23 protein-coding genes are annotated in these 23,048 nt (G+C 72.5%); 13 read left to right on the forward strand and 10 right to left on the reverse strand.

All coding sequences use genetic code 11. The annotated features are described in order from the left end of the window. Positions 1-29: 29 nt before the first annotated feature. Positions 30-947, forward strand: coding sequence for a factor-independent urate hydroxylase (gene pucL, locus OHA91_RS18545; RefSeq protein ID WP_031155760.1), 918 nt, complete (start codon positions 30-32; stop codon positions 945-947). Between the two features lie 61 nt (positions 948-1,008). Here the strand turns inward: pucL and OHA91_RS18550 are convergent, their stop codons facing one another. Then, positions 1,009-1,473 carry a histidine phosphatase family protein gene (locus OHA91_RS18550; protein WP_328739641.1) on the reverse strand — a complete coding sequence of 155 codons (465 nt, stop codon included), beginning with the start codon at positions 1,471-1,473 and terminating at the stop codon, positions 1,009-1,011. 189 nt (positions 1,474-1,662) lie between these two features. Between OHA91_RS18550 and OHA91_RS18555 the strand changes: the two genes are divergently transcribed. The 6 genes from OHA91_RS18555 to OHA91_RS18580 all read left to right on the forward strand — a co-directional run bounded on the left by OHA91_RS18555 (position 1,663) and on the right by OHA91_RS18580 (position 4,550). Then, positions 1,663-1,878, forward strand: a complete 216-nt coding sequence (locus tag OHA91_RS18555; protein ID WP_031156410.1) for a CbtB domain-containing protein — start codon at positions 1,663-1,665, stop codon at positions 1,876-1,878. Between the two features lie 62 nt (positions 1,879-1,940). Continuing rightward, entirely contained in the window at positions 1,941-2,696 is a 756-nt protein-coding gene (locus OHA91_RS18560; protein ID WP_328739642.1) for a CbtA family protein, read from the forward strand. A 20-nt stretch (positions 2,697-2,716) separates the two neighbouring features. Next, positions 2,717-2,959: a hypothetical protein gene (locus tag OHA91_RS18565; RefSeq protein ID WP_030838987.1), complete on the forward strand. Its 243-nt coding sequence runs from the start codon at positions 2,717-2,719 to the stop codon at positions 2,957-2,959. Between the two features lie 234 nt (positions 2,960-3,193). Continuing rightward, a complete protein-coding gene (locus tag OHA91_RS18570) occupies positions 3,194-3,793 on the forward strand; it encodes a class F sortase (protein ID WP_328739643.1) in 600 nt (199 codons plus the stop codon). 103 nt (positions 3,794-3,896) lie between these two features. After that, entirely contained in the window at positions 3,897-4,274 is a 378-nt protein-coding gene (locus OHA91_RS18575) for a hypothetical protein (protein WP_031155770.1), read from the forward strand. A 57-nt stretch (positions 4,275-4,331) separates the two neighbouring features. Beyond that, positions 4,332-4,550: a hypothetical protein gene (locus OHA91_RS18580; protein ID WP_031155772.1), complete on the forward strand. Its 219-nt coding sequence runs from the start codon at positions 4,332-4,334 to the stop codon at positions 4,548-4,550. 97 nt (positions 4,551-4,647) lie between these two features. Here OHA91_RS18580 and OHA91_RS18585 read toward each other — a convergent pair whose 3' ends face one another. The 3 genes from OHA91_RS18585 to OHA91_RS18595 all read right to left on the reverse strand — a co-directional run bounded on the left by OHA91_RS18585 (position 4,648) and on the right by OHA91_RS18595 (position 6,043). Beyond that, positions 4,648-5,052, reverse strand: coding sequence for a hypothetical protein (locus OHA91_RS18585; protein WP_031155774.1), 405 nt, complete (start codon positions 5,050-5,052; stop codon positions 4,648-4,650). A gap of 66 nt (positions 5,053-5,118) precedes the next feature. Next, a complete protein-coding gene (locus OHA91_RS18590) occupies positions 5,119-5,517 on the reverse strand; it encodes a RidA family protein (RefSeq protein WP_328739644.1) in 399 nt (132 codons plus the stop codon). A gap of 43 nt (positions 5,518-5,560) precedes the next feature. Continuing rightward, complete coding sequence (locus OHA91_RS18595; RefSeq protein WP_328741147.1) at positions 5,561-6,043, reverse strand: RrF2 family transcriptional regulator; 483 nt, start codon at positions 6,041-6,043, stop codon at positions 5,561-5,563. 125 nt (positions 6,044-6,168) lie between these two features. Here OHA91_RS18595 and OHA91_RS18600 point away from each other — a divergent pair, with 125 nt between their 5' ends. The 4 genes from OHA91_RS18600 (at position 6,169) to OHA91_RS18615 (ending at position 11,066) form a co-directional block, all read left to right on the forward strand. Then, positions 6,169-6,996 (forward strand): hypothetical protein, encoded by an 828-nt coding sequence (locus OHA91_RS18600; protein ID WP_031155781.1) that lies wholly within the window; start codon positions 6,169-6,171, stop codon positions 6,994-6,996. An 80-nt stretch (positions 6,997-7,076) separates the two neighbouring features. Further along, positions 7,077-9,071, forward strand: coding sequence for an FUSC family protein (locus OHA91_RS18605; RefSeq protein ID WP_078959523.1), 1,995 nt, complete (start codon positions 7,077-7,079; stop codon positions 9,069-9,071). 37 nt (positions 9,072-9,108) lie between these two features. Continuing rightward, positions 9,109-9,810 carry a hypothetical protein gene (locus OHA91_RS18610; RefSeq protein ID WP_328739645.1) on the forward strand — a complete coding sequence of 234 codons (702 nt, stop codon included), beginning with the start codon at positions 9,109-9,111 and terminating at the stop codon, positions 9,808-9,810. Beyond that, a complete protein-coding gene (locus OHA91_RS18615) occupies positions 9,798-11,066 on the forward strand; it encodes a sensor histidine kinase (RefSeq protein WP_031155788.1) in 1,269 nt (422 codons plus the stop codon). Before OHA91_RS18610 ends, OHA91_RS18615 begins: the two co-directional genes overlap by 13 nt. Positions 11,067-11,126: 60 nt before the next feature. Here the strand turns inward: OHA91_RS18615 and OHA91_RS18620 are convergent, their stop codons facing one another. Beyond that, positions 11,127-13,214, reverse strand: a complete 2,088-nt coding sequence (locus OHA91_RS18620) for a PhoX family protein (RefSeq protein WP_031155791.1) — start codon at positions 13,212-13,214, stop codon at positions 11,127-11,129. Between the two features lie 378 nt (positions 13,215-13,592). Between OHA91_RS18620 and OHA91_RS18625 the strand changes: the two genes are divergently transcribed. After that, positions 13,593-15,344 carry a VWA domain-containing protein gene (locus OHA91_RS18625; RefSeq protein ID WP_328739646.1) on the forward strand — a complete coding sequence of 584 codons (1,752 nt, stop codon included), beginning with the start codon at positions 13,593-13,595 and terminating at the stop codon, positions 15,342-15,344. 71 nt (positions 15,345-15,415) lie between these two features. On the opposite strand, the gene aspS is transcribed toward OHA91_RS18625, so the two are convergent. After that, positions 15,416-17,233 carry an aspartate--tRNA ligase gene (aspS, locus tag OHA91_RS18630; RefSeq protein WP_031155796.1) on the reverse strand — a complete coding sequence of 606 codons (1,818 nt, stop codon included), beginning with the start codon at positions 17,231-17,233 and terminating at the stop codon, positions 15,416-15,418. A gap of 156 nt (positions 17,234-17,389) precedes the next feature. On the opposite strand from aspS, the gene OHA91_RS18635 reads away from it, so the two are divergent. Next, positions 17,390-19,558 (forward strand): ATP-binding SpoIIE family protein phosphatase, encoded by a 2,169-nt coding sequence (locus tag OHA91_RS18635; protein WP_031155798.1) that lies wholly within the window; start codon positions 17,390-17,392, stop codon positions 19,556-19,558. Positions 19,559-19,744: 186 nt separating this feature from the next. Here the strand turns inward: OHA91_RS18635 and OHA91_RS18640 are convergent, their stop codons facing one another. The 4 genes from OHA91_RS18640 to OHA91_RS18655 form a co-directional block, all read right to left on the reverse strand. Beyond that, entirely contained in the window at positions 19,745-20,740 is a 996-nt protein-coding gene (locus OHA91_RS18640) for a pirin family protein (protein WP_031155801.1), read from the reverse strand. Positions 20,741-20,857: 117 nt separating this feature from the next. Beyond that, positions 20,858-21,436 carry a peptidase inhibitor family I36 protein gene (locus tag OHA91_RS18645; RefSeq protein ID WP_328739647.1) on the reverse strand — a complete coding sequence of 193 codons (579 nt, stop codon included), beginning with the start codon at positions 21,434-21,436 and terminating at the stop codon, positions 20,858-20,860. A 144-nt stretch (positions 21,437-21,580) separates the two neighbouring features. Beyond that, positions 21,581-22,531: an ArsR/SmtB family transcription factor gene (locus OHA91_RS18650; RefSeq protein WP_078959524.1), complete on the reverse strand. Its 951-nt coding sequence runs from the start codon at positions 22,529-22,531 to the stop codon at positions 21,581-21,583. Positions 22,532-22,565: 34 nt separating this feature from the next. Next, entirely contained in the window at positions 22,566-23,021 is a 456-nt protein-coding gene (locus OHA91_RS18655; RefSeq protein ID WP_030956623.1) for an SseB family protein, read from the reverse strand. Between the last annotated feature and the right edge of the window lie 27 nt (positions 23,022-23,048).

Consider the following 23,048-nt stretch of genomic DNA (forward strand, 5'->3'; position numbering starts at 1 on the left):
GTGTTCCCGAGTACCCGAAGGAAGACAGCATGAGCAAGCACGTCCTGGCCCAGAACCAGTACGGCAAGGCCGAGAACCGCATCGTGAAGGTGACCCGCAAGGGCAACGACGGTTCCTGGCACGAGATCCGCGACCTCAACGTCTCGGTCGCGCTCCGCGGTGAGTTCCGCGACGTCCACCTCACCGGCGACAACGCCAACTGCCTGCCGACCGACACCACCAAGAACACGGTGTACGCCTTCGGCAAGGAGCACGGCATCGAGTCGCCGGAGGCCTTCGGCATCCTGCTCGCCAAGCACTTCGTCTCCTCGCAGGCGCCGATCCGCGAGGCCCAGATCCGCATCGAGGAATTCGCCTGGGAGCGCATCCCGGTCCCCACGCGCAAGGAGCAGCACTCCTTCGCCCTCAAGGGCCAGGAGGTGCGCACCGCGCAGATCACCTACAGCGAGACGACGGGCCTGCAGGTCATCTCGGGCCTGAAGGACCTGACGGTGATGAACTCGACGAACTCCGAGTTCCACGGCTACATCAAGGACAAGTACACGACGCTCAAGGAGGCGTACGACCGCATCCTGGCGACCAAGGTCACCGCGCGCTGGGCGCACTCGGCGCTGGCCGCCGACGACCCCGGTCACGACTGGGACCAGTCGTACAAGAAGGTCCGCAAGAACATGCTGGAGGCCTTCGCGGAGACGTACTCGTACTCGCTGCAGCAGACCCTGAACCAGATGGCCGAGCGGGTGCTCGACAACTGCCCCAGGGTCAACGAGGTGCGGCTCAACCTCCCCAACAAGCACCACTTCCTCGTCGACCTGGAGCCCTTCGGCCTCAAGAACGACAACGAGGTCTACTTCGCGGCGGACCGCATGTACGGCCTGATCGAGGGCACCGTCCACCGTGACGGCGTGCAGCCGGTGATCGCGACGTCCGACTGGATCGTGGCGTAGCCCGCCCGCGCCCGTCGCGGGCCGGGCCCGGACCGCGTCGCGGGGTCCGGGCCCGGCCCCGCTACGTCCCGGGCAGTTCGTCCTGCGGCCGGCCCACGAGGAGGTTCCAGCGCCCGGCCCGTCCGGTCAGGGTGGTGACCCACTCCGGCCGCACGTCGAGCCGCCAGAAGGCCGCCGCCGGGAGTTCCAGGGCGTGGACCACGGCCGCCCGTACGACGGCCTGGTCGACCTGGGCCCGGTGCGTGCCCGGGGCCAGTGCGGCCAGCTCCGCCCCGACGCGGGCAATCAGCGCGTCCACGGACTCCCCGCCCGGGGGTGCGTACCCGGGGTCCGTCAGCCAGGCGTGCAGGGCCTCCGGGGCCTGGGCCGCCACCTCGTCCAGGGTGCGTCCGGCCCACTCCCCGGTGTTCTGACCGCGCAGGCCCTCGTAGCCGGGACAGGGTCGTGCGTGACCGAAACGGCCCTGTCGGGCCGCTGCGTCCAATGGGGGGCGCACGAGGTGAACACGCACCGACTGACTCTTCATAAGGGGAGCGTAAGCGCGGTACCGTCACGAACGAGACAAGTCCACGACGACGGTACGACGGAAGCACCGGTGAGAATCCGGCACGGTCGCGCCACTGTGAATCCTCCCGGAGGGGGAGGCAAGTCAGACCCGCCACCGTCGTCGAGCGCACCACTGACCGGGACGCGTGTTCCCTCTGGAGGTTCTGCAATGGCCAACTCCGCCGTGCCCACGACGAACGCCCCCGCCATCGCCCCCATCTCGCTCTCCGCACTCGCCCCCTGGGCGGTGTTCGTCGGCGTCCTGATGCTGGTCCTGCTCTACTTCGTCGGCGCCGAGCAGGGCGCCACCGCCGTCTTCGAGGGCGAGACCATCCACGAGTGGCTGCACGACGGCCGCCACCTGCTCGGGTTCCCCTGCCACTGATCCGCTTCCCCTGCCACCGACCACCCCTCGGCACGGGATCCGTCTCAGCAAGGGAACCGACCATGAACTCCGCATCCCCCCGCACCCTGCTCGTCCGGGGCATGCTCGCCGGCCTGCTGGCCGGCGTGGCCGCCTTCCTCGTCGCGTACCTCCTCGGTGAGTCCAAGGTGGACGCGGCCATCGCCATCGAAGAGGCCGCCGCCGGGGCCGGACACGACCACGGCGGGGAGGCCCCGGTCAGCCGGGCCCTCCAGGCCACGGCCGGTCTCGGCACCGGCGTCGTGCTCTACGGCGTCGCGCTCGGCGGCATCGCCGCGCTCGTCCACTGCTTCGCGCTCGGCCGCATCGGCCGCTTCGGCCCGCGGGCGACGGCGGCGCTGGTCACCGCGGGCCTGTTCGTCACCGTGACCCTGGTGCCCTTCTTCAAGTACCCCGCCAACCCGCCGGCCGTCGGCGACCCCGACACGGCGGCCCGGCGGACCGCCCTCTACCTCCTGATGATCGTCCTGAGCTCGCTGCTGGCCGCCGGCGCGGTGATCCTCGGGCGGCGGCTCGCGCCGAAACTCGGCAACTGGAACGCGTCGGTCACCGCCGGTGCGGCCTTCGTCGTACTCATCGGAATCTCATACGCCGCCCTGCCCGGCATCAACGAGGTCCCGGCCGGCTTCCCGGCCGCTCTGATCTGGGACTTCCGCCTCGCGTCCCTGGCCATCCAGACCACGCTGTGGACGACTTTCGGCCTGGCCTTCGGTTTTCTAGCCGAACGGGCCCTTGTGCCCGTCCCCGCACCCAAGGAGGCTGTGCAGCCGACGAGTTGACGATGAAAGGCCGATAGTCCATGGCGACGGCGATCAGGGAATGGCGGGGCTGGACGGGTGCCGCACCCTTCTGGCTGAATTCCTTCCTGCTGCTCCTGGCCCCCTGCTGCGCCGTGACGCTGTTCGGCCAGATCGGCATCATCGCCGCCCTGGCCGCGCTCGGCGGCCTGGCCCGCCACCTCTGGTACGGCGACTACGGCCATCCGGCCATGCACCTGGCCGCCGCGCTCATGGGGGCGGGCACGGCGGCCGTCGTCCTGTGACCGGGCCGGCCGGGGTCACCGGGCGCCACCGACCCCTCACCCGTTCGGGCGTATCCGCGCCGGCCCCGGCCGCCGGTGCGCCGAACCGGTGCGAGCTGCGAAGACTCCCCGATCGTGCGAAGACACGCCCGTGACTCCATGTCAGTCCCTCGTGTTTCACGGTGTGCCGATGGGCAGAGGAAGTGTCCACTGCTCACATGACCCGGCCGCACGAGCCGGACAGGAGGGAATCCCATGCCCCGCGCCAAGTGGGTCGTCGCATCTTTGACGGTGGCTCTGCTGTCCACCACCGTCGTGGTGTTGCAGCGGACCGAGGGTGCCGCGCCCGCAGCCTCGACCACCGACGACGCACTGCCCTCGCGGGCGCTGGGCCTGTCCGGCCACCGCCGTCTCGTGCGGGAGCTGGAGCAGTCCGGCGAGAACCGTCCCGGGGAGGCGACCCGGCCGCGCAGGGTCGCCGCCGGGCCGCTGAGGACGGTTTCCGGGCCCCTGCGGGCCGCCCGGCCGCTGCGGTTGCGCATCCCGAGCACGGACGTCGACGTGCCGTTCGGCGGCCAGGACGAGGAGGCGTCCTGGGACTCCGCGGGGCCGGCGCCGGGTGCCGCCGGAACCGCCGTGGTCACCGGAACCGCGCTGCGACTGGGGGAGTTGCGCCGAGGCCGGACCGTCGAGATCCTGCGCACGGACCGCCGTACGGCCGTGTTCACCGTCGTACGGGTCTCGCCCGGCAGGGCCTCCGAGTGGGAGGAGCCGCCCGGCCGCGCCCAACTGCGGGTGATCGACGGGGAGACCGCCGTGCTGGCTCGGCTGACAGGACACCGCAGCAGCAGTTGACCTCTGGCGGGCTGTCAGCCGAGGGGAGTGTCTTCGTCCCCCGGTCGGGGGCTTCTCGAGGTCCGTCCGGGAGTCTTCCGGCGTGGCGGGGCACACCCCTCGCATGACCTGGAGGCGACACGCACGCACGGCACTGACGAGGGCGCTCACCGCGGCCTGCGTCGTGCTGCTGTGCGTGTTCGGTGCCGGTCCGGCCGGTGCGGCCGCGGCGGAGTACCGCCCGGCTTCCTCGGCCCCCGTGGAGCCCATGGCCCCCGGCGAGCCCGCCGAACCCACGGAGGGCCAGTCCGATCCCGCAGCCGATCCCGAGGCACGCGCAGCCGTACGGTCGGCCGCGCGCGGGCCGGTCTGCGTGCAGCGGACCCCGCTCGCGATGTTTCACGTGAAACAGAGCGATGCCCCGGGGCGCGGGCCCCGCACGGGAGCGGCCGAACCGGCCCTGTCCCTGCGGACGGTGCGGAGCATGGTGCTGCGCTGCTGAGCGGACCGAGTCCCCAGCGCATCCCCCACACCCCCCTGAGCACCGTGAGGTTCCGCCATGCCCATCGACCCGTACGCCGCACTGAACGCCATGCTCCGCGCCGAGGTCTCCCGCTTCGCGCCGCCCGTCCGCCAGGCCGAGCCGATCGCCCCGCCGAAGACCCCGGCCCCGTCCGTCGAGGACGAGAGTGAACCGCAGCAGGCCACGGCCGCACAGACGGCCGTGGCCTCCCGGACGGTCAGTGCGAGGGCGGCGGCCGGCGACTCGGCCGCGTAGCGGCCGCGCGCGGACATGGAGGGGCGCCGGCTCCCCACCCTCGACCACGGGCGGGAGAGGCCGGCGCCCCTGCGAAGAGCCGGGCGGGCGGTCCTGCTCAGTCCTCGTGCGTGTAGTAGCGGTAGAAGGCGGTGGCGCCGACGCCCACGGCGACCGCCAGGCCTATCACCACGGACTTCAGGATGGACTCGTCGGTGAGGCTGTGCAGGTAGCCCACCGCGATGCCGCCGAAGGCTCCGTAGGCGGCGGCGTGGAGCTCGCGCATCATCCGGGGGCCGACCCTGGCCAGGCCGAACATGATCCCCGCGAAGATCACGCCGCAGAGGATGCCGTAGAAGACGTTGGCCGCGGTGACCGGGCCCTCCTGGCGTTCGATGAACGCGCACCAGACCCCGTAGACCAGTCCGAGGAGCAGCGGCCTCACGTAGGCGCCCTTGCTCAGGTGGGTCATGTCCGCCATCTGCCGGTGCTGCCTGGGGGCAGCGGGTGCCGCATGTGCCATGACGGGCTCCTCTCTCCCATCCTCCAGGGCACACCCGCCGCCTCCGACCGGCAAGTGGATCAGCGGTCAGGGCGTGCGCACCGCCACCGCGTCGATCTCGAAGAGCATGCCGGGCAGGGCCAGGGCGGCGACGCCGATGAGGGTCTGCGCGGGGAGCTCGGTGCCCCAGGTGGCGTGCAGGTGCTTCAGGAGCACCTCCCGCTTCCGCTGGTCGTGGCCGACGACGTAGGTGCCGATGCGGACCACGTCGGCGGGGCCGAGGCCGGCCGCGGCGAGGGCGGTGCGGAGGTTGGCGAAGGCCCGTTCCACCTGGTCGGCGAAGTCGTCGGAGACGACGTGGCCGCTCTCGTCGGAGCCGTACTGGCCGGCTATGAAGACCTGTTCGCCGGGGGCGGAGACGATGTGGCTGTAGCCGTAGCCGGTCGGGGTGGGGAGTCCTGCCGGGTTGATGATGCTGCGCGTCATGCCGAGCTTCCTGTGTCCGTGTCCGTACGTGCGGTGCCTGCTGCTACTGCGCGGCGAGCCAGGCGCGGAGCCGCCGCGGGGCCTCGGGGGCCTGCCGTTCGGCCTGCTGCCGGATCTCGTCGAGGTTCTGGGCCGCCAGGGCCTTGCGCCAGGCCAGTTCGGCCCGGGTCATGGCGTGCGCGATGGCGCAGTCGGCGGCGGCCGCGCCGTCGGCCGCCGGTTCGCCCGCGCCGGGCCCCTGCCTGCGGATCTCCGCGCACCGGAAGGCCTCCTCGGGCCCCTCGACGGCGGCGACCACGTCCATGAGCGAGACGGCGGCGAGCGGGCGGGCGAGCCGGAAGCCGCCGCGTGGGCCGGGGCTGGAGCTGAGGATGCCCGCCCGGGCCAGGGCCTGCAGCTGCTTGTTGAGGTAGGCCGCGGGCAGGTCGTGCCAGGCGGCGAGCCGCGCCGCCGAGACCGCACGGTCCGGTCCGCTCCAGGCCAGGTTGACGCAGCTGTGCAGCGCCCACTCGACGCCCTCGCTCATCTTCATAATCTGGATATTAAATGTCCAGAATCAGGAAGGCAAGGATCCCACGCCGTCCGGCGGCCCACCACCCGCCCGCAGCAACACCGCTCGCGCCCGGGACCGTCCGCGTTTTCCCTGGTGACGTGCGCACCATCCTGTCGGCGGTACTCATCGTGCTCGTGGCCCTCCTCGTGCCCGCGAGCGCCGTCGCGTACTGGGCCGACCGCGACCTGGGCGACGCGGACCGCTACACCGCGGCCATGTCCCCCCTCGCCGAGAACCCCGCCGTGCAGGAGGTCGTCGTCACCCACACCGCCCGCGCCCTCACCGGGCAGATCGACGCGGGCCCCTTCCAGGCCGGGGTCGACGCCCTGCTCGGCGAGGCCCTGCACTCCTTCGCCGACACCCCCGCCTACCGCACGGCCTGGGAAGCGGCCAACCGCGCCGCCCATGCCGCCTTCCTCCACGCGCTCACCACCGGCCGCGGCAACGCCGTCACCATCGACCTCGCGCCCGTCGTCGAGCAGATCAAGAGCGAACTCGTCGCCGACCAGGTGCCCTTCGCGGACCGCATCCCGGTGACGCGGCTGTCCGTGGAGGTCATGGAGTACGACAACCTCGGCGCCCTCCGGAAGGGATTCCGCATGCTCCAGATCGCCGGCGTCTGGCTGCCCGTACTGACCCTGCTCCTGGCCGTGTCGGCCGTGGCGGTCGCCGTCCGACGGCGCCGCGCCGTCATCGCCACCGGGCTGGGACTGGCGGTCGGGGCCGGACTGCTGTGGCTCACGGTGGAGGTGTGCCGCCGCCTCACCCTCGACGATCTGCCCGCCGACATCGACCGCGCCGCGGCCGGCGCGGTGTACGACGCCCTCACCGCGTTCCTGCGGACCACCGCCTGGGTCGTGCTGCTGATCGGGCTCGCGGCGGCTCTCGCCGCATGGGTGATGGGACGACTGCGCCGCACCCCATAAGCTCGGAAGGTACAACACGCGCAGAACGGCGCAGAAGAGCCCAGAAGAACCGATTCGCGAGCGGCCGCACGGAAGCGGGAATGAGCACCGAACGCACCGAACACATATCGTCGCGGCGAGCCCGGCACCATCCGCTGGCTCCGCCCGCCTGGCTGCTCGAGGGGCTGAAGCCGACCACCGCGCCCGTCCCCTGGGCCGCAGCGGCACGAGCGGGCGTCGCGCTGTCCGTCCCGCTCGCCGTCGGCTTCGCCCTGAACGAGCCCGAATACGGCGCGCTCGCCTCCATGGGCGCCCTGTCCGGGGTCATCGGCGACACCGCCGACGCCTACCGGATGCGCGTCCTGAACATCGCCGTCCCGCAGTTCTTCGGTGCCGTCGGCGTGGCCCTGGGCACCCTGGTCTTCGGGCACGGCTGGGTGGCCGTCGGCGTGCTCACCCTCATCGCCCTGGTCTCCGGGATGATCTCCTCCATCGGCACGGTCGCCTCCGTGTCCGGACTGCTGCTCCTGCTCAACGCCGTGGTCGGCGCCGGGCTCCCGATGCCGCAGCCCTGGTGGATCGCCCCGCTGCTGCTGGGCGCGGGCGGGCTCTTCGTCCTCGCGCTGACCCTGCTGGGCTGGCCGCTGCGCGGCCGCCGACCCGAACGGGCGGCAGTCGCCGCCACCTACCGGGCCCTGGCGGACGCCCTGGAAGCCGCCGGCGGCCCCGGCGACCTCTACGACGAGCGGCGCCGCCGGGTCACCAAGGAACTCGACCAGGCCTACGACCTGATCCTGGGCCGCCGGGCCCGCGTGCACGGCCGCAGCCAGTCGCTCGTCCGCATGCTCGCCCAGCTCAACGTGGTGATCCCGCTGGTGGAGGCCGCACCCGCCGCCCACCTGCGCGGCCGGCCGCTGCCCCCCGAGATCCCCGCCGCCGTACGGGAGCTCGCGACCGCCGTCGAGGAGGGCCGCACCGCAGCGCCCGTACTCGACCTGCCCGAAGCCCGCACCCCCGCCGAACGGGCCGTCGACGCGGCGCTGCGCCACGCCGCGACGATCGTGCACCTCGCCGAGGCGGACCCGTACAACGTCGACGACCGCCTCGGCCGGCCCGCCGCACTGAAGGTGCGCGCCCGGCGGGCCGTGCGCGACATGATGATGTCCGAGGCCTCCTGGCGCTACGGGCTGCGGCTCGCCCTGTGCATCGGCCTCGCCCAGTCGCTCGTGTCGGTCGTCGAGCTCGAACGGTCCTACTGGATCGCCCTGACCGTCACCTTCGTCCTCAAACCGGACTTCGGCTCGGTGTTCTCCCGGGCCCTGCTGCGCGCCCTCGGCACCGCGATCGGGCTGGTCGTCGCCGCCGCCGTGCTCGCCGAGGTACCGCGCGGCTGGTGGGACGTGCCGGTGATGGTGGTGCTCGGCGCGCTGATCCCGGTCTTCTCCGCCAAGGGATACGCCTTCCAGACCGCCGCGATCACCCCTGTGATCCTGCTGCTCTCGGACCTGCTCAACCACCAGGGCTTCGACCTGATCCGCCCCCGGCTGCTGGACAGCCTGATCGGCTGCGCCATCACCCTGATCGCCGGATACCTGCTGTGGCCCGAGAGCTGGCACACCCGGATCGGGGACCGCCTCGCCGAGACCGTGGACGACGCCGCCCGCTACGTGGAACGGGCCTTCGCGCCGGCCGCGGACGACGCGGCGCTCGCGGCGGCCCGGACCGCCCGCCTCCAGGCCCGGCGGCGGCTCTACCGCGACCTGTCGGGCGTACGCAGCGAGTTCCAGCGGGCGCTGACCGAGCCGCCGCCGACCGGCACCCGGGCCGCCGCGTGGTGGCCGCTGGTGGTCGCCGTCGAGCGGATCGTGGACGCGTCCACCGCCGCCCGGGTCCGCGTCAACCACGGCGCCCCGCCCCCGGCGGCCGAGGAGGTGGCGGCCATCGCGCGACAGCTGCGCGAACTGGCCGGCCGGGTGCGCAGCAGCACCACCCCGGTACGCGTCGAGGGCGAACCGGAGGGCGACGAGTCGGGCGTTCTGGCACCCGTCCACCAGGAGCTCGCGGCGGCCCGGGCCATCACCCAGCCGGAGCGCTGACCGGGCCGGGCGGGACCGGACGGGGGAGCATCGGAGCATGTACCGCGCCCCGGCCGTCCTGGTCCTCGCCCTGGCCCTGGCGGGGTGCGCCGACGTGGAGGGGCTGCAGAGCGAGGGCGACCTCGGCACGGTGCACGCCCCGCAGAGCCTGTGGAAGGACATCCACCCCGACCCGCCCGACCCGGCCCAGAAGCCGGGCACGGCCTCCGTGGTGCCGGACCTGCCCAAGGTGGCGGGCCTCAGCATGCGCACGGTGAACCCGGTGAGCGTCGTACGCGCCGACGTCACCTCCGCCACCGAACAGGACGGCGGCACGGGCCGGCTCGTCGACCCCCGGGGCGTCCAGCGGCTCGCGCTCTGCACACAGGCTGCGGACGGCGGCCCCGACTGCCCGGTGCGGCCCCCGGTCTTCCACGACCTGACGGGCAACGGCCGGGAGGAGCTGATCACCGCCCTGGACCTCGACGGCCGGCTCAGCGAGCTGCGCGTCTACACCGTCCAGGACGACGGGAGGATCGCCCGGATCCTGTCCCGGCGGGCGGTGCTGGAGGGGGTGCAGGTGGCCGCCGAACACCTGGCGGTCCGCGAGCCGACGTCGAACCCCGACCACGTCGCCGTCTCCGACTACGTGTGGGACCCGAAGGCCGGGATCATGAACCTCACCCAGCTCACCCTCGACGACTGCGCGTCCTCCACCGGCGCGCCGCTCGGCCCGGACGCGCAGCGATGCACGCGCTGAGCAGCCTCCGCTGGAAGATCGCCCTGACCACCACGGCGGTGTGCTGCATGGTCGCCGCCGCGCTCGGGATCCTGGTGCACAACGTGGTCGCCGCCCAGATCGTCGGCGAGGTCCGCAAGGACGCGGGCGCGGCCCTGGAGCACGCCCTCAGCCACTACGAGTACGGCACCACGCACGGCGACGTGAACATCGTCCTCGACCCGCCCCAGCTGCCCCGCCCGCTGCGCGACCTGGTCGCCCGCGGCGACACCGGCAGCATGGTCGGCGCGTACGACGGCAAGCCCGTCATGTGGGGAGCCGCCCCCGCCGACAAGCAGGCCCTTGCCGTCTGGATCCCGTTCGAGGGCACCCGCGACCGGCTGCGGGACATCGACACCGCGATCCTCGCTTCCGCCGTGCTGGCCGCCGGCGTGGTGGCGCTGGCCGGCCTCTTCCTCGCCGACCGGATCAGCCGACGGCTCGCGACGACCGCCGCAGTGGCCCGCCGGATCAGCGCCGGGGACCTCGACGCCCGGGTCGGTTTCCCCACCCGCGCGGACGATCGACGGCGGGGCCGCCGCTCCCGGGACCGGGACGAGGTACGCGACGTGGCGCAGGCACTGGACCTGATGGCCGCGTCGCTCCAGGAGCGGCTGGAGGCGGAGAAGCGCTTCACGGCGGACGTGGCGCACGAGCTGCGGACCCCGCTCACCGGCTCGCTCGCCGCGGCGGCCCTGCTGCCCGAGGGCCGCCCCAAGGAGATGATCAACGGCCGGCTGAAGGCCCTGCACCTGCTGACCGAGGACCTGCTGGAGATCTCCCGGCTCGAATCGGGCGTGGAGCAGGCCGATCTCGCCCGGGTGGAACTCGGCCGGGCGGTGGAGCGGGCCGTGGCGGGAGCCGGACCCGCCGTCTCGGTACGGGTGATCCGCGATGCGGCGGTGCTCACCGACCGGCGCCGGCTCGACCGGATCCTGACCAACCTGCTCGTCAACGCCCACAAGCACGGCCGGCCGCCGATCGAGGTGACCGTGGAGGGCCCGGTGGTCACGGTCCGCGACCACGGGCCCGGTTACCCGCCGGAACTGATCGAGCAGGGCCCGCAGCGCTTCCGCACCGGAGACCCCGGACGCGGGCGAGGCCACGGACTGGGGCTGACGATCGTGGCGGGACAGGCGGCGGTCCTGGAGATCGCGCTGAGCTTCGCCAACGCCCCGGACGGGGGCGCGTCGACGACGCTCAGGCTTCCCGTCGGGCGTCTGCCGGAGGGAAGTTGACCACGTCCGGGCGGTGTTTCACGTGAAACACCGCCCCGACTCACGGAATCACGATCGGGATCAGACGCCGATGTTCTTGCCGTCCTTGCGCCAGACCGAGACGACGGCCGGGCGGACGATCTTGCCGGGGCCGTCGGGCCACACCGACTGCGGCTTCTCGACGGACGCGCCGTCGATCTCGCCCGGGTGCTGGACGGCCACCAGGACGCGCTTGTCCTGGATCAGCGGGCCACAGGTCTCGGCGCCGCGCGGCACGGTCAGGAACTGCTTCAGCTCGCCGCGGCGCTCACCGCTGGTCGCGACGCCGAACAGGCCGTCGTGGGAGCCGAGCTGGTTGCCGTCGGTGGAGATCCACAGGTTGCCGTGCGGGTCGAAGGCCACGTTGTCCGGGCAGGAGATCGGGCTGACCTTGTCCTTCGGGAAGCCCGCGAAGTAGGTCGCCGGGTCGTTCGGGTCGCCGGCGACCAGGAAGAGCCGCCAGGCGAAGCCGTCGCCGGCCGGGTCGTCGAAGTTCTCGGCGAGCTCCAGGATCTGGCCGTGCTTGTTCAGGTTGCGCGGGTTCGCCTCGGTGGCGCCTTCCTTGCCGGCCTTGCCGCGGTCGGTGTTGTTGGTCAGCGCGACGTAGACGCGGCCGGTGCGCGGGGAGGGCTCGACGTCCTCGGGGCGGTCCATCTTGGTGGCGCCCACCTTGTCGGCGGCCTGGCGCGTGAAGACGTACACCTCCTCGGCGGTCATGCCCTCGACGTGCGAGACGTTGCCGGTGGCCAGCTTGATCCAGACGCCGGAGCCGTCGAACTCGCCGTCGGAGGGCAGCTTGCCGGAGCCGTCGAGCTCGGCGGCCGGGGTGTCACCGGTGAGCTTGGCGACGTAGAGGGTGCCCTCGTCGAGCAGCGTGAGGTTGTGCTCCTTCGCCGCGCGCGAATTGCCCTTCTTCATCTGCTTCGAGGAGACGAACTTGTAGAAGTAGTCGAAGCGCTCGTCGTCGCCCATGTAGACGACCGGGCGGCCGTCCTCGGTCAGACGGGGCTGCGCGGCCTCGTGCTTGAAGCGGCCCAGCGCGGTGCGCTTGCGCGGGACGGAGTTCGGGTCGTACGGGTCCAGCTCGACGACCCAGCCGAAGCGGTGCGACTCGTTGGGCTCCTGGGCCACGTCGAAGCGCTTGTCGAAGCGCTCCCACTTGCGCTCGGTGGCACCGGAGGTCACGCCGTAGCGCTTCAGGCGGGCGGCGGCGGTGGGGTCGGTGACCTGGCCGGCGTTGCCGAAGTACTGGTTGAAGTTCTCCTCGCCGTGGAGGGTGGTGCCCCACGGGGTGGTGCCGCCGGCGCAGTTGTTGAGGGTGCCGAGCACCTTGGTGCCGGTGGGGTCGACGGAGGTCTTCAGCAGGGCTCCGCCCGCGGCCGGACCGGTCATCCGGAACTCGCTGGTGGCCGTCAGGCGGCGGTTGAGCTGGTGGCGGGAGACCGCGGTCAGCTTGCCACTGCGGTGGTCCTCCTGCACGACGACCACGGACAGGCCGTGCGCGGCCCAGGCGATCTCGACCTGCTCGCGGGTCGGATTGGCCGGGTCGTACGCCTTGAACATCAGGACTTCGTCCGTGTACTCGTGGTTGGCCACGAGCAGCTGCTGGCGCTCGTAGTCCCCGCCGAGCGGGAGGAGGCTCAGGAAGTCGTTGTTGTAGCCGAACTGACCGGCCTGCGCGGCGGCGGTCTGCTTGTCGGCGTTGAAGCCCGGGGCGCCCTTGATGATCGGGTCGCCCCAGCGGATGACCACGTTCTGCTCGTGGCCCTCGGGGATGGTGACCTTGTCGTCGGTGTTCGGCGCGACGGCCTTGAAGCGCAGGCCGCGGGCGGCCTCGCCGCTCTTGCCCGCACCGGCGGCCGCGGCGTCGACGGCGGGGGCCGCGTTGGCGGTCTGCCCCGGGGCGCTGAGCGCGACGGCGGATCCGGCGGCGGTGGCGACCGTCACGACGGCGGCGGAGCGCAGCATCGAGCGGCGGGAGTAGGCACGGGCTATGACGTCGCCCGCGTACTCGTTGTCGCTTGTGTTCGGCACCTCGTGGAAGCAGGCGTCGCCACAGCGGTAACGACAGGTGAGAGCGGAACGGCCGCTCCCATGCGGGTTGCCGATGAACGGCAGAAGCTTGCGCACGAGTGTCCTCCGAGTAGCTGCGTGGCCGCCGACAACGTGTCGGAACAATCCAGCCGCGACGGTAGGCCCGGGTTGCGCCGAAGCGGCGGCGCGGGGATGAACGATGGGTGAACCCGGCACGTCGGGGCGGCAGTTCGGGAGCCGCGTGATCACCTCTGGGAGCCGGGCGCCACGAAAGGCGCCCCTGCCGAAGATCCAGCCGGGCGGCCGATAACCTTACGTGTCCACTCTGGGCAGGGATCAACCGCGCAGCACGGACAAATGACGCACGCACTCATGCGAAAGGCCTGGCCCATGGGTATTCGGAGCTTGTTGCGCAAGGTGTTCGGACGGTCTGCGGAACCGGTTCCGGAAAATTCGGACGCCACTTCGGCGGCTGTGCCGAACCAGGCGGAACGCACCCCCCTGGATGTCGCCGCCGAACTCGTGGCGGCGTCCTTCGACAATCCGACGGTTCCTCCGCAGTCCTCGCGGGATCGCGAGCCCGGCACGGTGCTGACGGCCCCTGCCCCGGCCGCCGACCCCACGGTCCCGGAGGCCCGCCGCCACTCGCCTGCGGGATCGCCTGCGGCGAAGCCCGACCCGGAATCCCCCGCCGGTCCTGCGGAACCGGCTGCCGCCGAAGCCCCCGCTCCTGCGGAGCCCGCTGAGGCTGCCGCCGCGGTCGCGGCAGAGCCGCAGGCAGAGGCCGCCGCTCCTGCGGAGCAGGCCGAGGCCGCTGTGGCGGCGGAGCCGCAGGCACACGAGGAAACCCCGGCCGCCACTGCGGAGCCGGAGACAGAGGCCGCCGCTCCCGCCGAGCAGGCCGAAGCCGCTGTGGCGGCGGAGCCGCAGGCACACGAGGAAACCCCGGCCGCCACTGCGGAGCAGGCGGAGACCGCCGAGCAGGCAGCCGACGCGCCGCAGGCGCAGGACGAGGCCCCGGCCGCCGCCGCGGAGCCGGAGGCAGACGCCACCGCTCCCGCGGAGCAGGCCGAAGCCGCTGTGGCGGCGGAGCCGCAGGCACACGAGGAAACCCCGGCCGCCACTGCGGAGCAGGCGGAGACCGCCGAGCAGGCAGCCGACGCGCCGCAGGCGCAGGACGAAGCCCCGGCCGCCGCCGCGGAGCCGGAGGCAGACGCCACCGCTCCCGCCGAGCAGGCCGAAGCCGCTGTCGCGGCGGAGCCGCAGGCTCAGAGCGAGGCCCCGGCGGAGCCGGACACCGCCCCCGCTGCGGCGGAGCCCGAGGCACGGGCCGACGCAGTCGTCGAGGCGGAGCCTCAGGCGGCGGCAGCGGACGCGCCGCAGGCGCAGGACGAGGCGGCCGAGCCGGAGGGCGAGCCCGCGCCGCAAGCCGAGGCCGAAGCCACCGAGCCGGAGGCCCCGGACGAGCAGGCGGCAGGCGAAGCGCCGCAGGCCGAGGCCCAGGACGAGCAGGCGGCAGCGGACGCGCCGCAGGCGGAGGAGCAGGGGGAGGCCGGCGCTCAGGCCGGGCCCGCTCATGCGGCGGCAGCCGTACGGCGACGCGCACCCGAGGTCGCCACCGCGTACAAGGCCGCCGGCCAGGTGCTCCGCGGCAAGGGGAAGGCCGGCGCCCGCGCCAAGGTCTACCTCGTCCTCGACCGCTCCGGGTCGATGCGCGGCTTCTACAAGGACGGCAGCGCCCAGTACCTCGCCGACCACGCCCTCGCCCTCGCCGCGCACCTCGACGACGAGGCGACCGTGCACACCGTGTTCTTCTCCACGGAGGTGGACGGCACGGCCGACCTGACCCTCGACACCCACTACGGCTCCTGGGTCGAGGGCCGCCACGCCGAGCTCGGCCGGATGGGCCGCACCAGCTACCACGTGGCCGTCGAGGCCGTCGTCGAGCACTACCGCAAGGACGGCGGCGAGGGCCCGGCCCTGGTCGTCTTCCAGACGGACGGCGCCCCCGACAACCGCCAGCCCGCCCGGCAGGCACTGACCGAGGCCGCCACCGCGGCCCCGGGCATCCACTGGCAGTTCGTCGCCTTCGGTGACCACGACTCCAAGGCCTTCGACTTCCTGCGCAAGCTGGACGCCGAGAACGCCGGCTTCTTCCACGCCGGCCCCGCCCCCGCCGAACTGACCTCCGCGGCCCTCCTCAAGGGCGTCCTGGAGAAGTTCTAGACACGACGAAAGGGCCCGGGGTCGTCGACCCCGGGCCCTTTCGCATGGCTACACGGCTAGCCGGCCACCGCTCAGCGCGCAGCGTCCGGGTGCACGGACTCCGCGACCGGCTTGGCGTCGGCGGCCTTCGTCTCGACCGGCTTGCGCAGCGCGATGTTCAGCTCGCGCAGACGGGCCTCCTCGAGGACCGTCGGCGCGCCCATCATCAGGTCCTGCGCGTTGCCGTTGAGCGGGAAGGCGATGGTCTCGCGAATGTTCGGCTCGTCGGCCAGCAGCATCACGATGCGGTCCACGCCCGGGGCGATGCCACCGTGCGGCGGGGCGCCGAGGCGGAAGGCGCGCAGCATGCCCGCGAACTCGCGCTCGACGGTCTCGGCCTCGTAGCCCGCGATCTCGAAGGCCTTCAGCATGACCTCGGGCTCGTGGTTGCGGATGGCGCCGGAGGACAGCTCGATGCCGTTGCAGACGATGTCGTACTGCCACGCCAGGATGTCGAGCGGGTCCTTCTCCTCCAGGTCCTTCATGCCGCCCTGCGGCATGGAGAACGGGTTGTGGGAGAAGTCGATCTTGCCGGTCTCCTCGTCCTTCTCGTACATCGGGAAGTCGACGATCCAGCAGAAGCGGAAGACGTTGTCCTCGAAGTGGCCGGCGCGCTTGGCGGCCTCGACACGGACCGGGCCCATGATCTTGGAGACCTCGTCGAACTCGCCGGCGCCGAAGAACACGGCGTGGCCGGGGACCAGGCCCAGGCGCTCGGTGAGGACCTTGACGTTCTCCTCGGTGAGGAACTTGGCGATCGGGCCGGACAGCGAACCGTCCTCGCCCACGCGCACCCAGGCCAGGCCCTTCGCGCCCAGCGAGACCGCGTAGTCGCCGAGGCCGTCGAAGAACTTGCGCGGCTGGCCGGCGGTGTCCGGGACGGCCAGGGCGCGCACGTGCTTGCCGGCGAACGCCTTGAACTCCGAGCCCTCGAACACGTCGGTGATGTCGACGAGCTCCAGCTTCGCGCGCAGGTCGGGCTTGTCGTTGCCGTACTTCAGCATCGACTCGCGGAACGGGATCCGCGGGAACGGCGAGGTGACCTCGCGGCCGCCGCCGAACTCGGTGAAGAGCTCGGTCATCAGGCGCTCGATCGGCTGGAAGACGTCCTCCTGCTCGACGAAGGACATCTCCACGTCGAGCTGGTAGAACTCGCCCGGCGAGCGGTCGGCGCGGGCGTCCTCGTCGCGGAAGCAGGGCGCGATCTGGAAGTACCGGTCGAAGCCGGAGATCATCAGCAGCTGCTTGAACTGCTGCGGAGCCTGCGGCAGGGCGTAGAACTTGCCCGGGTTCAGGCGGGACGGCACCACGAAGTCACGGGCGCCCTCGGGGGAGGTCGCGGTGAGGATCGGGGTCGCCATCTCGTTGAAGCCGAGGGCCACCATCTTCGAGCGGATCGAGGCGATGACCGCCGAGCGCAGCATGATGTTGCGGTGCATGCGCTCGCGGCGCAGGTCGAGGAAGCGGTACTCCAGGCGGCGCTCCTCGTTCACACCGTCGTCGGTGTTGATCGTGAAGGGCAGCGGGGCGGCCGCGCCGAGCACCTCGACCTCGGAGACCTCGATCTCGATCTCGCCGGTCGGCAGGTCCGGGTTCACGTTGTCCGCGCCGCGGGAGACGACCTTGCCGTCGATGCGGACGACGGTCTCCTTGGAGACGCTGCTGAGGGCCTCGTTCGCGGCGGTGCCGGGGCGGGCGACCAGCTGCGTGATGCCGTAGTGGTCACGCAGATCGATGAAGAGGATGCCGCCCAGGTCTCGACGGTTGTGCAGCCAGCCGCTCAGTCGGACGTCGGCGGCGACGTCAGAGGCGCGGAGCTCGCCGCAGGTGTGGGACCTGTACCGATGCATCAGTCATCCAGTTCTTCGCGATACCAGGGTGGATTCAACCGTCCCAAGGTTACCGTCCGGGAGGATGCCGGGTCGGGCACTGCCGTCAGCCTGCGCAAATGCGTCCGGTCAGCGGCGAACAGGCACGTATCGGATATGACCTGTAAAGATGACCGGGTGCGCACCGAGGATGTCCTGGCCGCAGTCGCGACGGGTCTGTGGCGATGGGACAACGCCTCCGGGACGGTCTCCCTCGACGGGGAGGCCGCCCGGCTCCTCGGGCTGCCCGCCGAACCGGTGGTCCTGCCGGAGGTGGCCGTGCGGTCCCGCTTCCACCCGGTGGACTGGAACGAGATCAACGGGATCGTGAACCTGGCCGTCGCCGAGGGCACCCTCGCCGAGGCCAGGCTGCGGATCATGGACGTGGACGGGCGGGTCATGCGGACCGTGCGCAGCCGCTCCAAACCGCTGGAGCGGTGGTCGGCCGACGGAAGCCTGGACTACGAGCTGATCGGCACGATCCAGGAGATCGCCGAGCCGCAGCCGGGCACCACCGCCGCGCACACGCCCATCACGGGCGACTGGCGGCGCTCCCGCGAGGCCTTCCTGCTGGACGCCGGGCGGGCGCTGGCGGAGGCCCGGTCCACGGCGGAGGTGCTGCGGGTCGCGGCCTCGCTGTCCATGCCGGGCTTCAATCCCGACGGGCTGGCCGTCTTCGGCGTGGCCGGGGACCGGCTGTCGGTCATCGGGCACCACGGGCACGACGCCGGGGACGAGGGCCCCTTCACAGACATGCTGCTGGACACGGACTATCCGGCCGCGGAGGTCGTCCGCACCGGCCGGGCGATCTACCTTGCCACCCCGGACGACTACAAACGGCGCTTCCCGGCCACCTGGCCGCTGGCACAGCGCTTCGACCGGGTGTCCTGGGCCTTCCTGCCGCTGATCGTGGCCGGGCGCACCATGGGCGCCTGGATGGCCGCCTTCAAGCAGCCCGCGTCCTTCTCGCCCGACGAGCGGTCCGTCCTGACGACCGTGGCCCGGATGCTCGCCCAGGCCCTCCAGCGGGCCGGTGTGGCCGAATCCGAGCGGGAACTCACCACCGGCCTGCAACGGTCGATGATGCCGCAGCTCGGCCCGGAGATCCCGGGCATGCGGATCGCCGCACGCTACGTCCCCACGGGCGGCGGGCTCCAGGTCGGCGGCGACTGGTACGACATGATCCCGCTGCCGTCGGGCCGGTTCGCGCTGGTCATCGGCGACGTGCAGGGCCACGACGTGCGGGCGGCCGGGCTGATGGGCCAGCTGCGGATCGCCGTACGGGCCTACGCCTCCGAGGGGCACCGGCCGGACGCGGTGCTCTCGCGCGCCTCCCGCTTCCTCGCCGGGCTGTGCGCATCCGCGGAGTCCGGCGCCGAGGACGACTCCGACGCCCAGAGCCCGCGGTTCGCGACCTGCCTGTACGTGGAGTGCGACCCGCAGACCGGAACGCTGGAGGTGGCCCGCGCCGGCCACCCCGACCCCGCGGTCCGGATGACCGACGGCACCGTCCTGATGCGGCCCACCGCCGGCGGGCTCCCCCTCGGGATCGTCCCCGACACCGACTACCCGACCACCCGGTTCACCCTGGAACCCGGCGAGACGATGATGCTCTGCACCGACGGGCTGATCGAGACCGGCGGGCACGACCTGGACACCGGCTGGGCCCGACTGCGCGCCGTCCTGGAGGCCGACACCCACGAGGTCGGCGGAGGGCACCCCGCCGGGCACCTCGAAGCGCTGGCCGACCTGCTGGTCCAGGCCGTGCACGGACCGTCCTCGCACCACACCACCGGGCCGCTGGCCGACCGCCGCGAGGACGACATAGCCGTGGTCCTGCTGTGCCGCGAGGGCGCGGGCTGCGGCTGCGGCACCCCGGTGGCGCACCCGGTACGCCCGGTCCGCCGCACGATGCTGACCGTGGCCCAGGCGGAGCCGGAACGCATCGCGGGCGCCCGCCGGCAGGTCCGGGAGCTGCTGCACGACTGGGCCGACGAGGAGCAGCTGGACTCGGTGGTGCTGATGGTCTCCGAGATGGTCACCAACGTCCTGGTGCACACGGACGGCGACGCCCTGCTGGTGGCGGAGGCGGTGGGCGAGCTGGGCGAGCGGCGGCTGCGCGTGGAGGTCGCCGACTCCAGCGACGAGCTCCCGCACAAGCGGCACCCGGGCGAGATGGCCTCCAGCGGCCGCGGGGTGCTGCTGATGGAGATGCTGGCCGACGCGTGGGGCGTGGACCCGCGCGGCGAGGGCAAGTCGATCTGGTTCGAGCTGTACGAGCAGTCGAAGCAGCCGGACACGGCCTGAGCCGGCTCCCGGGCGTCCTCGCGGAGCTCCGCGCCCGCCACGCCCGAGCGGATCCGCAGCCGCAGCCGCAGCCGCGACCGGTGCCCGCGACCCTGCGGGAGCCGCCGGACGGGACGCCGGTACGACGGCACGGGCCGCGCCCCCGGGAAGGGGGCGCGGCCCGTGGTGCGTCGTGGCCTTCCGGCCCTACTCCTCGTCCGCCCGGCCCGCGCCGCGGTGGCCGAGACCGGTGCGGGCGGTGGTGGGGATGCGGCCCAGCCGACCCGCCTGGAAGTCGTCGAAGGCCTGCTGGAGCTCGTGCTTGCTGTTCATGACGAACGGCCCGTAGTGCGCCATCGGCTCCCGGATCGGTCGCCCGCCGAGGAGGACGATCTCCAGGTCCGGGGCGTTGGAGTCCTGGGACTCGTCCGCCCGCACCGTGAGGGATCCACCCTCGCCGAACACGGCCGTCTGTCCGGTGTGGAGGGGCCTGCGGTCCTCGCCGACCGACCCGCGCCCGGCCATCACGTACGCCAGGGCGTTGAAGTCCTCGCGCCACGGCAGGGTGATCTGGGCTCCCGGGGCGACGGTCGCGTGGATCATCGTGATGGGCGTGTGGGTGATGCCCGGGCCCTCGTGGCCGTCGAGCTCACCGGCGATCACCCGGAGCAGGGAGCCGCCGTCCGGGGTGGACAGCAGGGTGACCTTGCCGCCGCCGATGTCCTGGTAGCGCGGGGGCATCATCTTGTCGGAGGCCGGCAGGTTCACCCACAGCTGGAGGCCGTGGAAGAGGCCGCCGCTGACGACGAGGGACTCCGGCGGGGCCTCGATGTGCAGCAGGCCGGAACCTGCCGTCATCCACTGGGTGTCGCCGCCGTTGATGACTCCGCCGCCGCCGTTGCTGTCCTGGTGGACGAAGGTTCCGTCGATCAGGTACGTGACGGTCTCGAAGCCTCGGTGCGGGTGCCACGGCGTGCCCTTCGGCTCGCCCGGCGCATACTCCACCTCGCCCATCTGATCCATCATGATGAACGGGTCGAGGTACTGGTAGTTGATCCCGGCGAACGCGCGCCGCACCGGGAATCCCTCACCCTCGAACCCACTCGGAGCGGAGACGACGGCCAGCACCTTGCGCGGGGCGACGGCCTGCGGCTCGGCCACGCGCGGAAGCGTCAACGGGTTCTCAACAGTCACTGCGGGCATGGTCAGGACCTCCTTCTGATCCGAGTTTAGTTGAAACTCGAACTTTCTGCCACACACCACAGAACAGCGGACCCCCGGGAACCATTCCCGGGGGTCCGCCTCGTGCTCACGCGCAGGTCAGCAGGGGTCTATGTAGTAGATGTCGTTCCATCTGACTCCCGTGCGCTGCTCCGAAAGGGCCCCGCCCACGTACCACGAGCCGCCCCCACCGTTCTGGAACCGGGCCTGCGTCCCACGGGTCTGGTTGTTGTACCAGGACCCGTCCGTCTCCAGCCACGGGATGAACAGGTTGTCGCTGCACCTCCACACGTCCAGCATCGCGCCGGTGAAGTTCCGTCCCTGGTAGGCGCAGAAGTAGGTGGACGCGCAGCTGAGCGGCGCGGGGCCGGCCGCCGTGATGACCTGCGCCCGCTCCTGGCCCGGCAGGGGCAGCGTCAGCCTCGCACCGTCGTAACCGATCTGGTTCGCCGCGGTCTGAACTCCTCCGGTGCGGCGGAGGTACCCGTCGACCCGGGCCTGGAGCTCCTTCGCCTGCGCCGGGCTCAGCCCCGCCCGCTCGGCCTGGACCGCGAAGGGCCCGGCCGCCGGAGCGGCGTCGGCTCCCGTCACCCCGACCACGGCCATGGCCATGGCACCGAACGCTGCGACAACCATCCGCCACGGCCCGCGCGGCCTCGCCGTACGACCTTCTGTCACGTCGGACTCCCTCGTCTGTGATGGCCGCCGGGGGCCCAACGGGCCCCCCGGCGGACGGGGGCTCCCCCGTGGGCCCCCGTGGCAGCGATGCTCCGGCAAGGGGTGCACGGCCCGCGATCCTTTCGGGCAGGGCCGAAGGGAGGGTCAGCCGCCGCTGTGCAGGAGGTCCGCGCCCAGGCCCGTCACCGCGTGCAGGACCGCCTTGCCGTCCCGCTCGGTGGTGATCAGGCCGGCCGCGCGCAGGGTGCGGGTGTGCTCCGAGACCGAGGGGAGGCTGATGTCGAGTTCCCGGGCCAGCTCGCTGGTCGTGCGCCGCTGCACCAGCCTCTGGAGCACCGCCGCCCTGGTCCGTCCCAGCAGCGCGTCCAGCGCGCCTTCGGCCGGGCCCGGGGAGGTCAGCGGCAGCGGGGTCATCGCCGGGTAGAGCAGGACGTGCGGCCCGTCCGGGTGCTCGGCCACCAGCGGCCGGCCCGTCCAGAACGGCGAGGGCATCAGGATCAGCCCGCGCCCGCCGAGGTGGACCTCGTAGTGCGGCGGCCGGGCCACTTCGAAGACGGTCCCGGACCAGTCGGCCGCCGGGTGCGTACTGGCGAGGCACGCCCTGATGCCGTGGGCGGCCAGCAGCCGCGTGCGCCAGGCGACGTCCGCCTGGAAGGACTGCCGGATCCGGGCCCAGTGCGGGGCCACCAGGCTCTCGTGGGCCGCCGTGAGCGCGCCGCCCAGCTGGTCCCACGCCTCGCGGTCCTGGCCCCACAGCGCCCGCAGCCAGGAGTCGCGTCCGGGCGCCCGGGCGGCGGCGCGGGCCAGCTCCTCGCCGGTCAACAGCGGCGCGGCCTCCCTTACGGCGGCCAGGCCCTCCTCCAGGGTGCGCGCGTACGGCTCGACGAACGGCGGGTTGTCACCGTCCGGGCGCAACAGCTCCAGCAGGGGCTGCACCCGGGAGGGGAGCTCCTGGCCGACGCGCGCCCGCCAGCGGCCGAAAACCGCCGCCTCGTCGGTGCGCTGCCAGGCCACCAGGGCCATCGCCAGCTCCACCATGGGGAGCGGCCCGTCGGCGAAGGTGACGTTGAACAGGTCCTCGGCCGTGAAGTGCACCCTCAGCAATGCCGCCCCCCGTCAGGTCCGGCGTCTAGCCGTACATGCGGCGCATGGCGAAGTCGACCATCTGCTCGACCGCCTTCGCGTCGAAGACCATCCGGTGGTCGCCCTCCATGTCGAGGACGAAGCCGTAGCCGGTGGGCAGCAGGTCGATCACCTCGGCGCCGGTGATGACGAAGTACTTGGACTCCTTGCCGGCGTACCGGCGGAGCTCCTTGAGCGTGGTGAACATGGGAATGACCGGCTGCTGCGTGTTGTGCAGCGCCAGGAAGCCGGGGGTGTCGCCGCGCGGGCAGTACACCTTCGACGTGGCGAACACCTGCTGGAAGTCCTCGGCGGAGAGGGACCCCGTGGTGAAGGCCCGCACGGCGTCCGCGAGGGACGGCGGGGACGGCTCCGGGTACAGCGGCGCCTGCTGCGCGTAGCCCTGCGGGGGCTGCTGCGCATACTGCTGCTGGGCACCCGGGTTCTGGTCGTAGCCGTACATGGGCCGAAGCCTACCGAGCGCCTGCGC

Origin of the sequence: Streptomyces erythrochromogenes, assembly GCF_036170895.1 — a bacterium.
Taxonomy (GTDB): domain Bacteria; phylum Actinomycetota; class Actinomycetes; order Streptomycetales; family Streptomycetaceae; genus Streptomyces; species Streptomyces erythrochromogenes.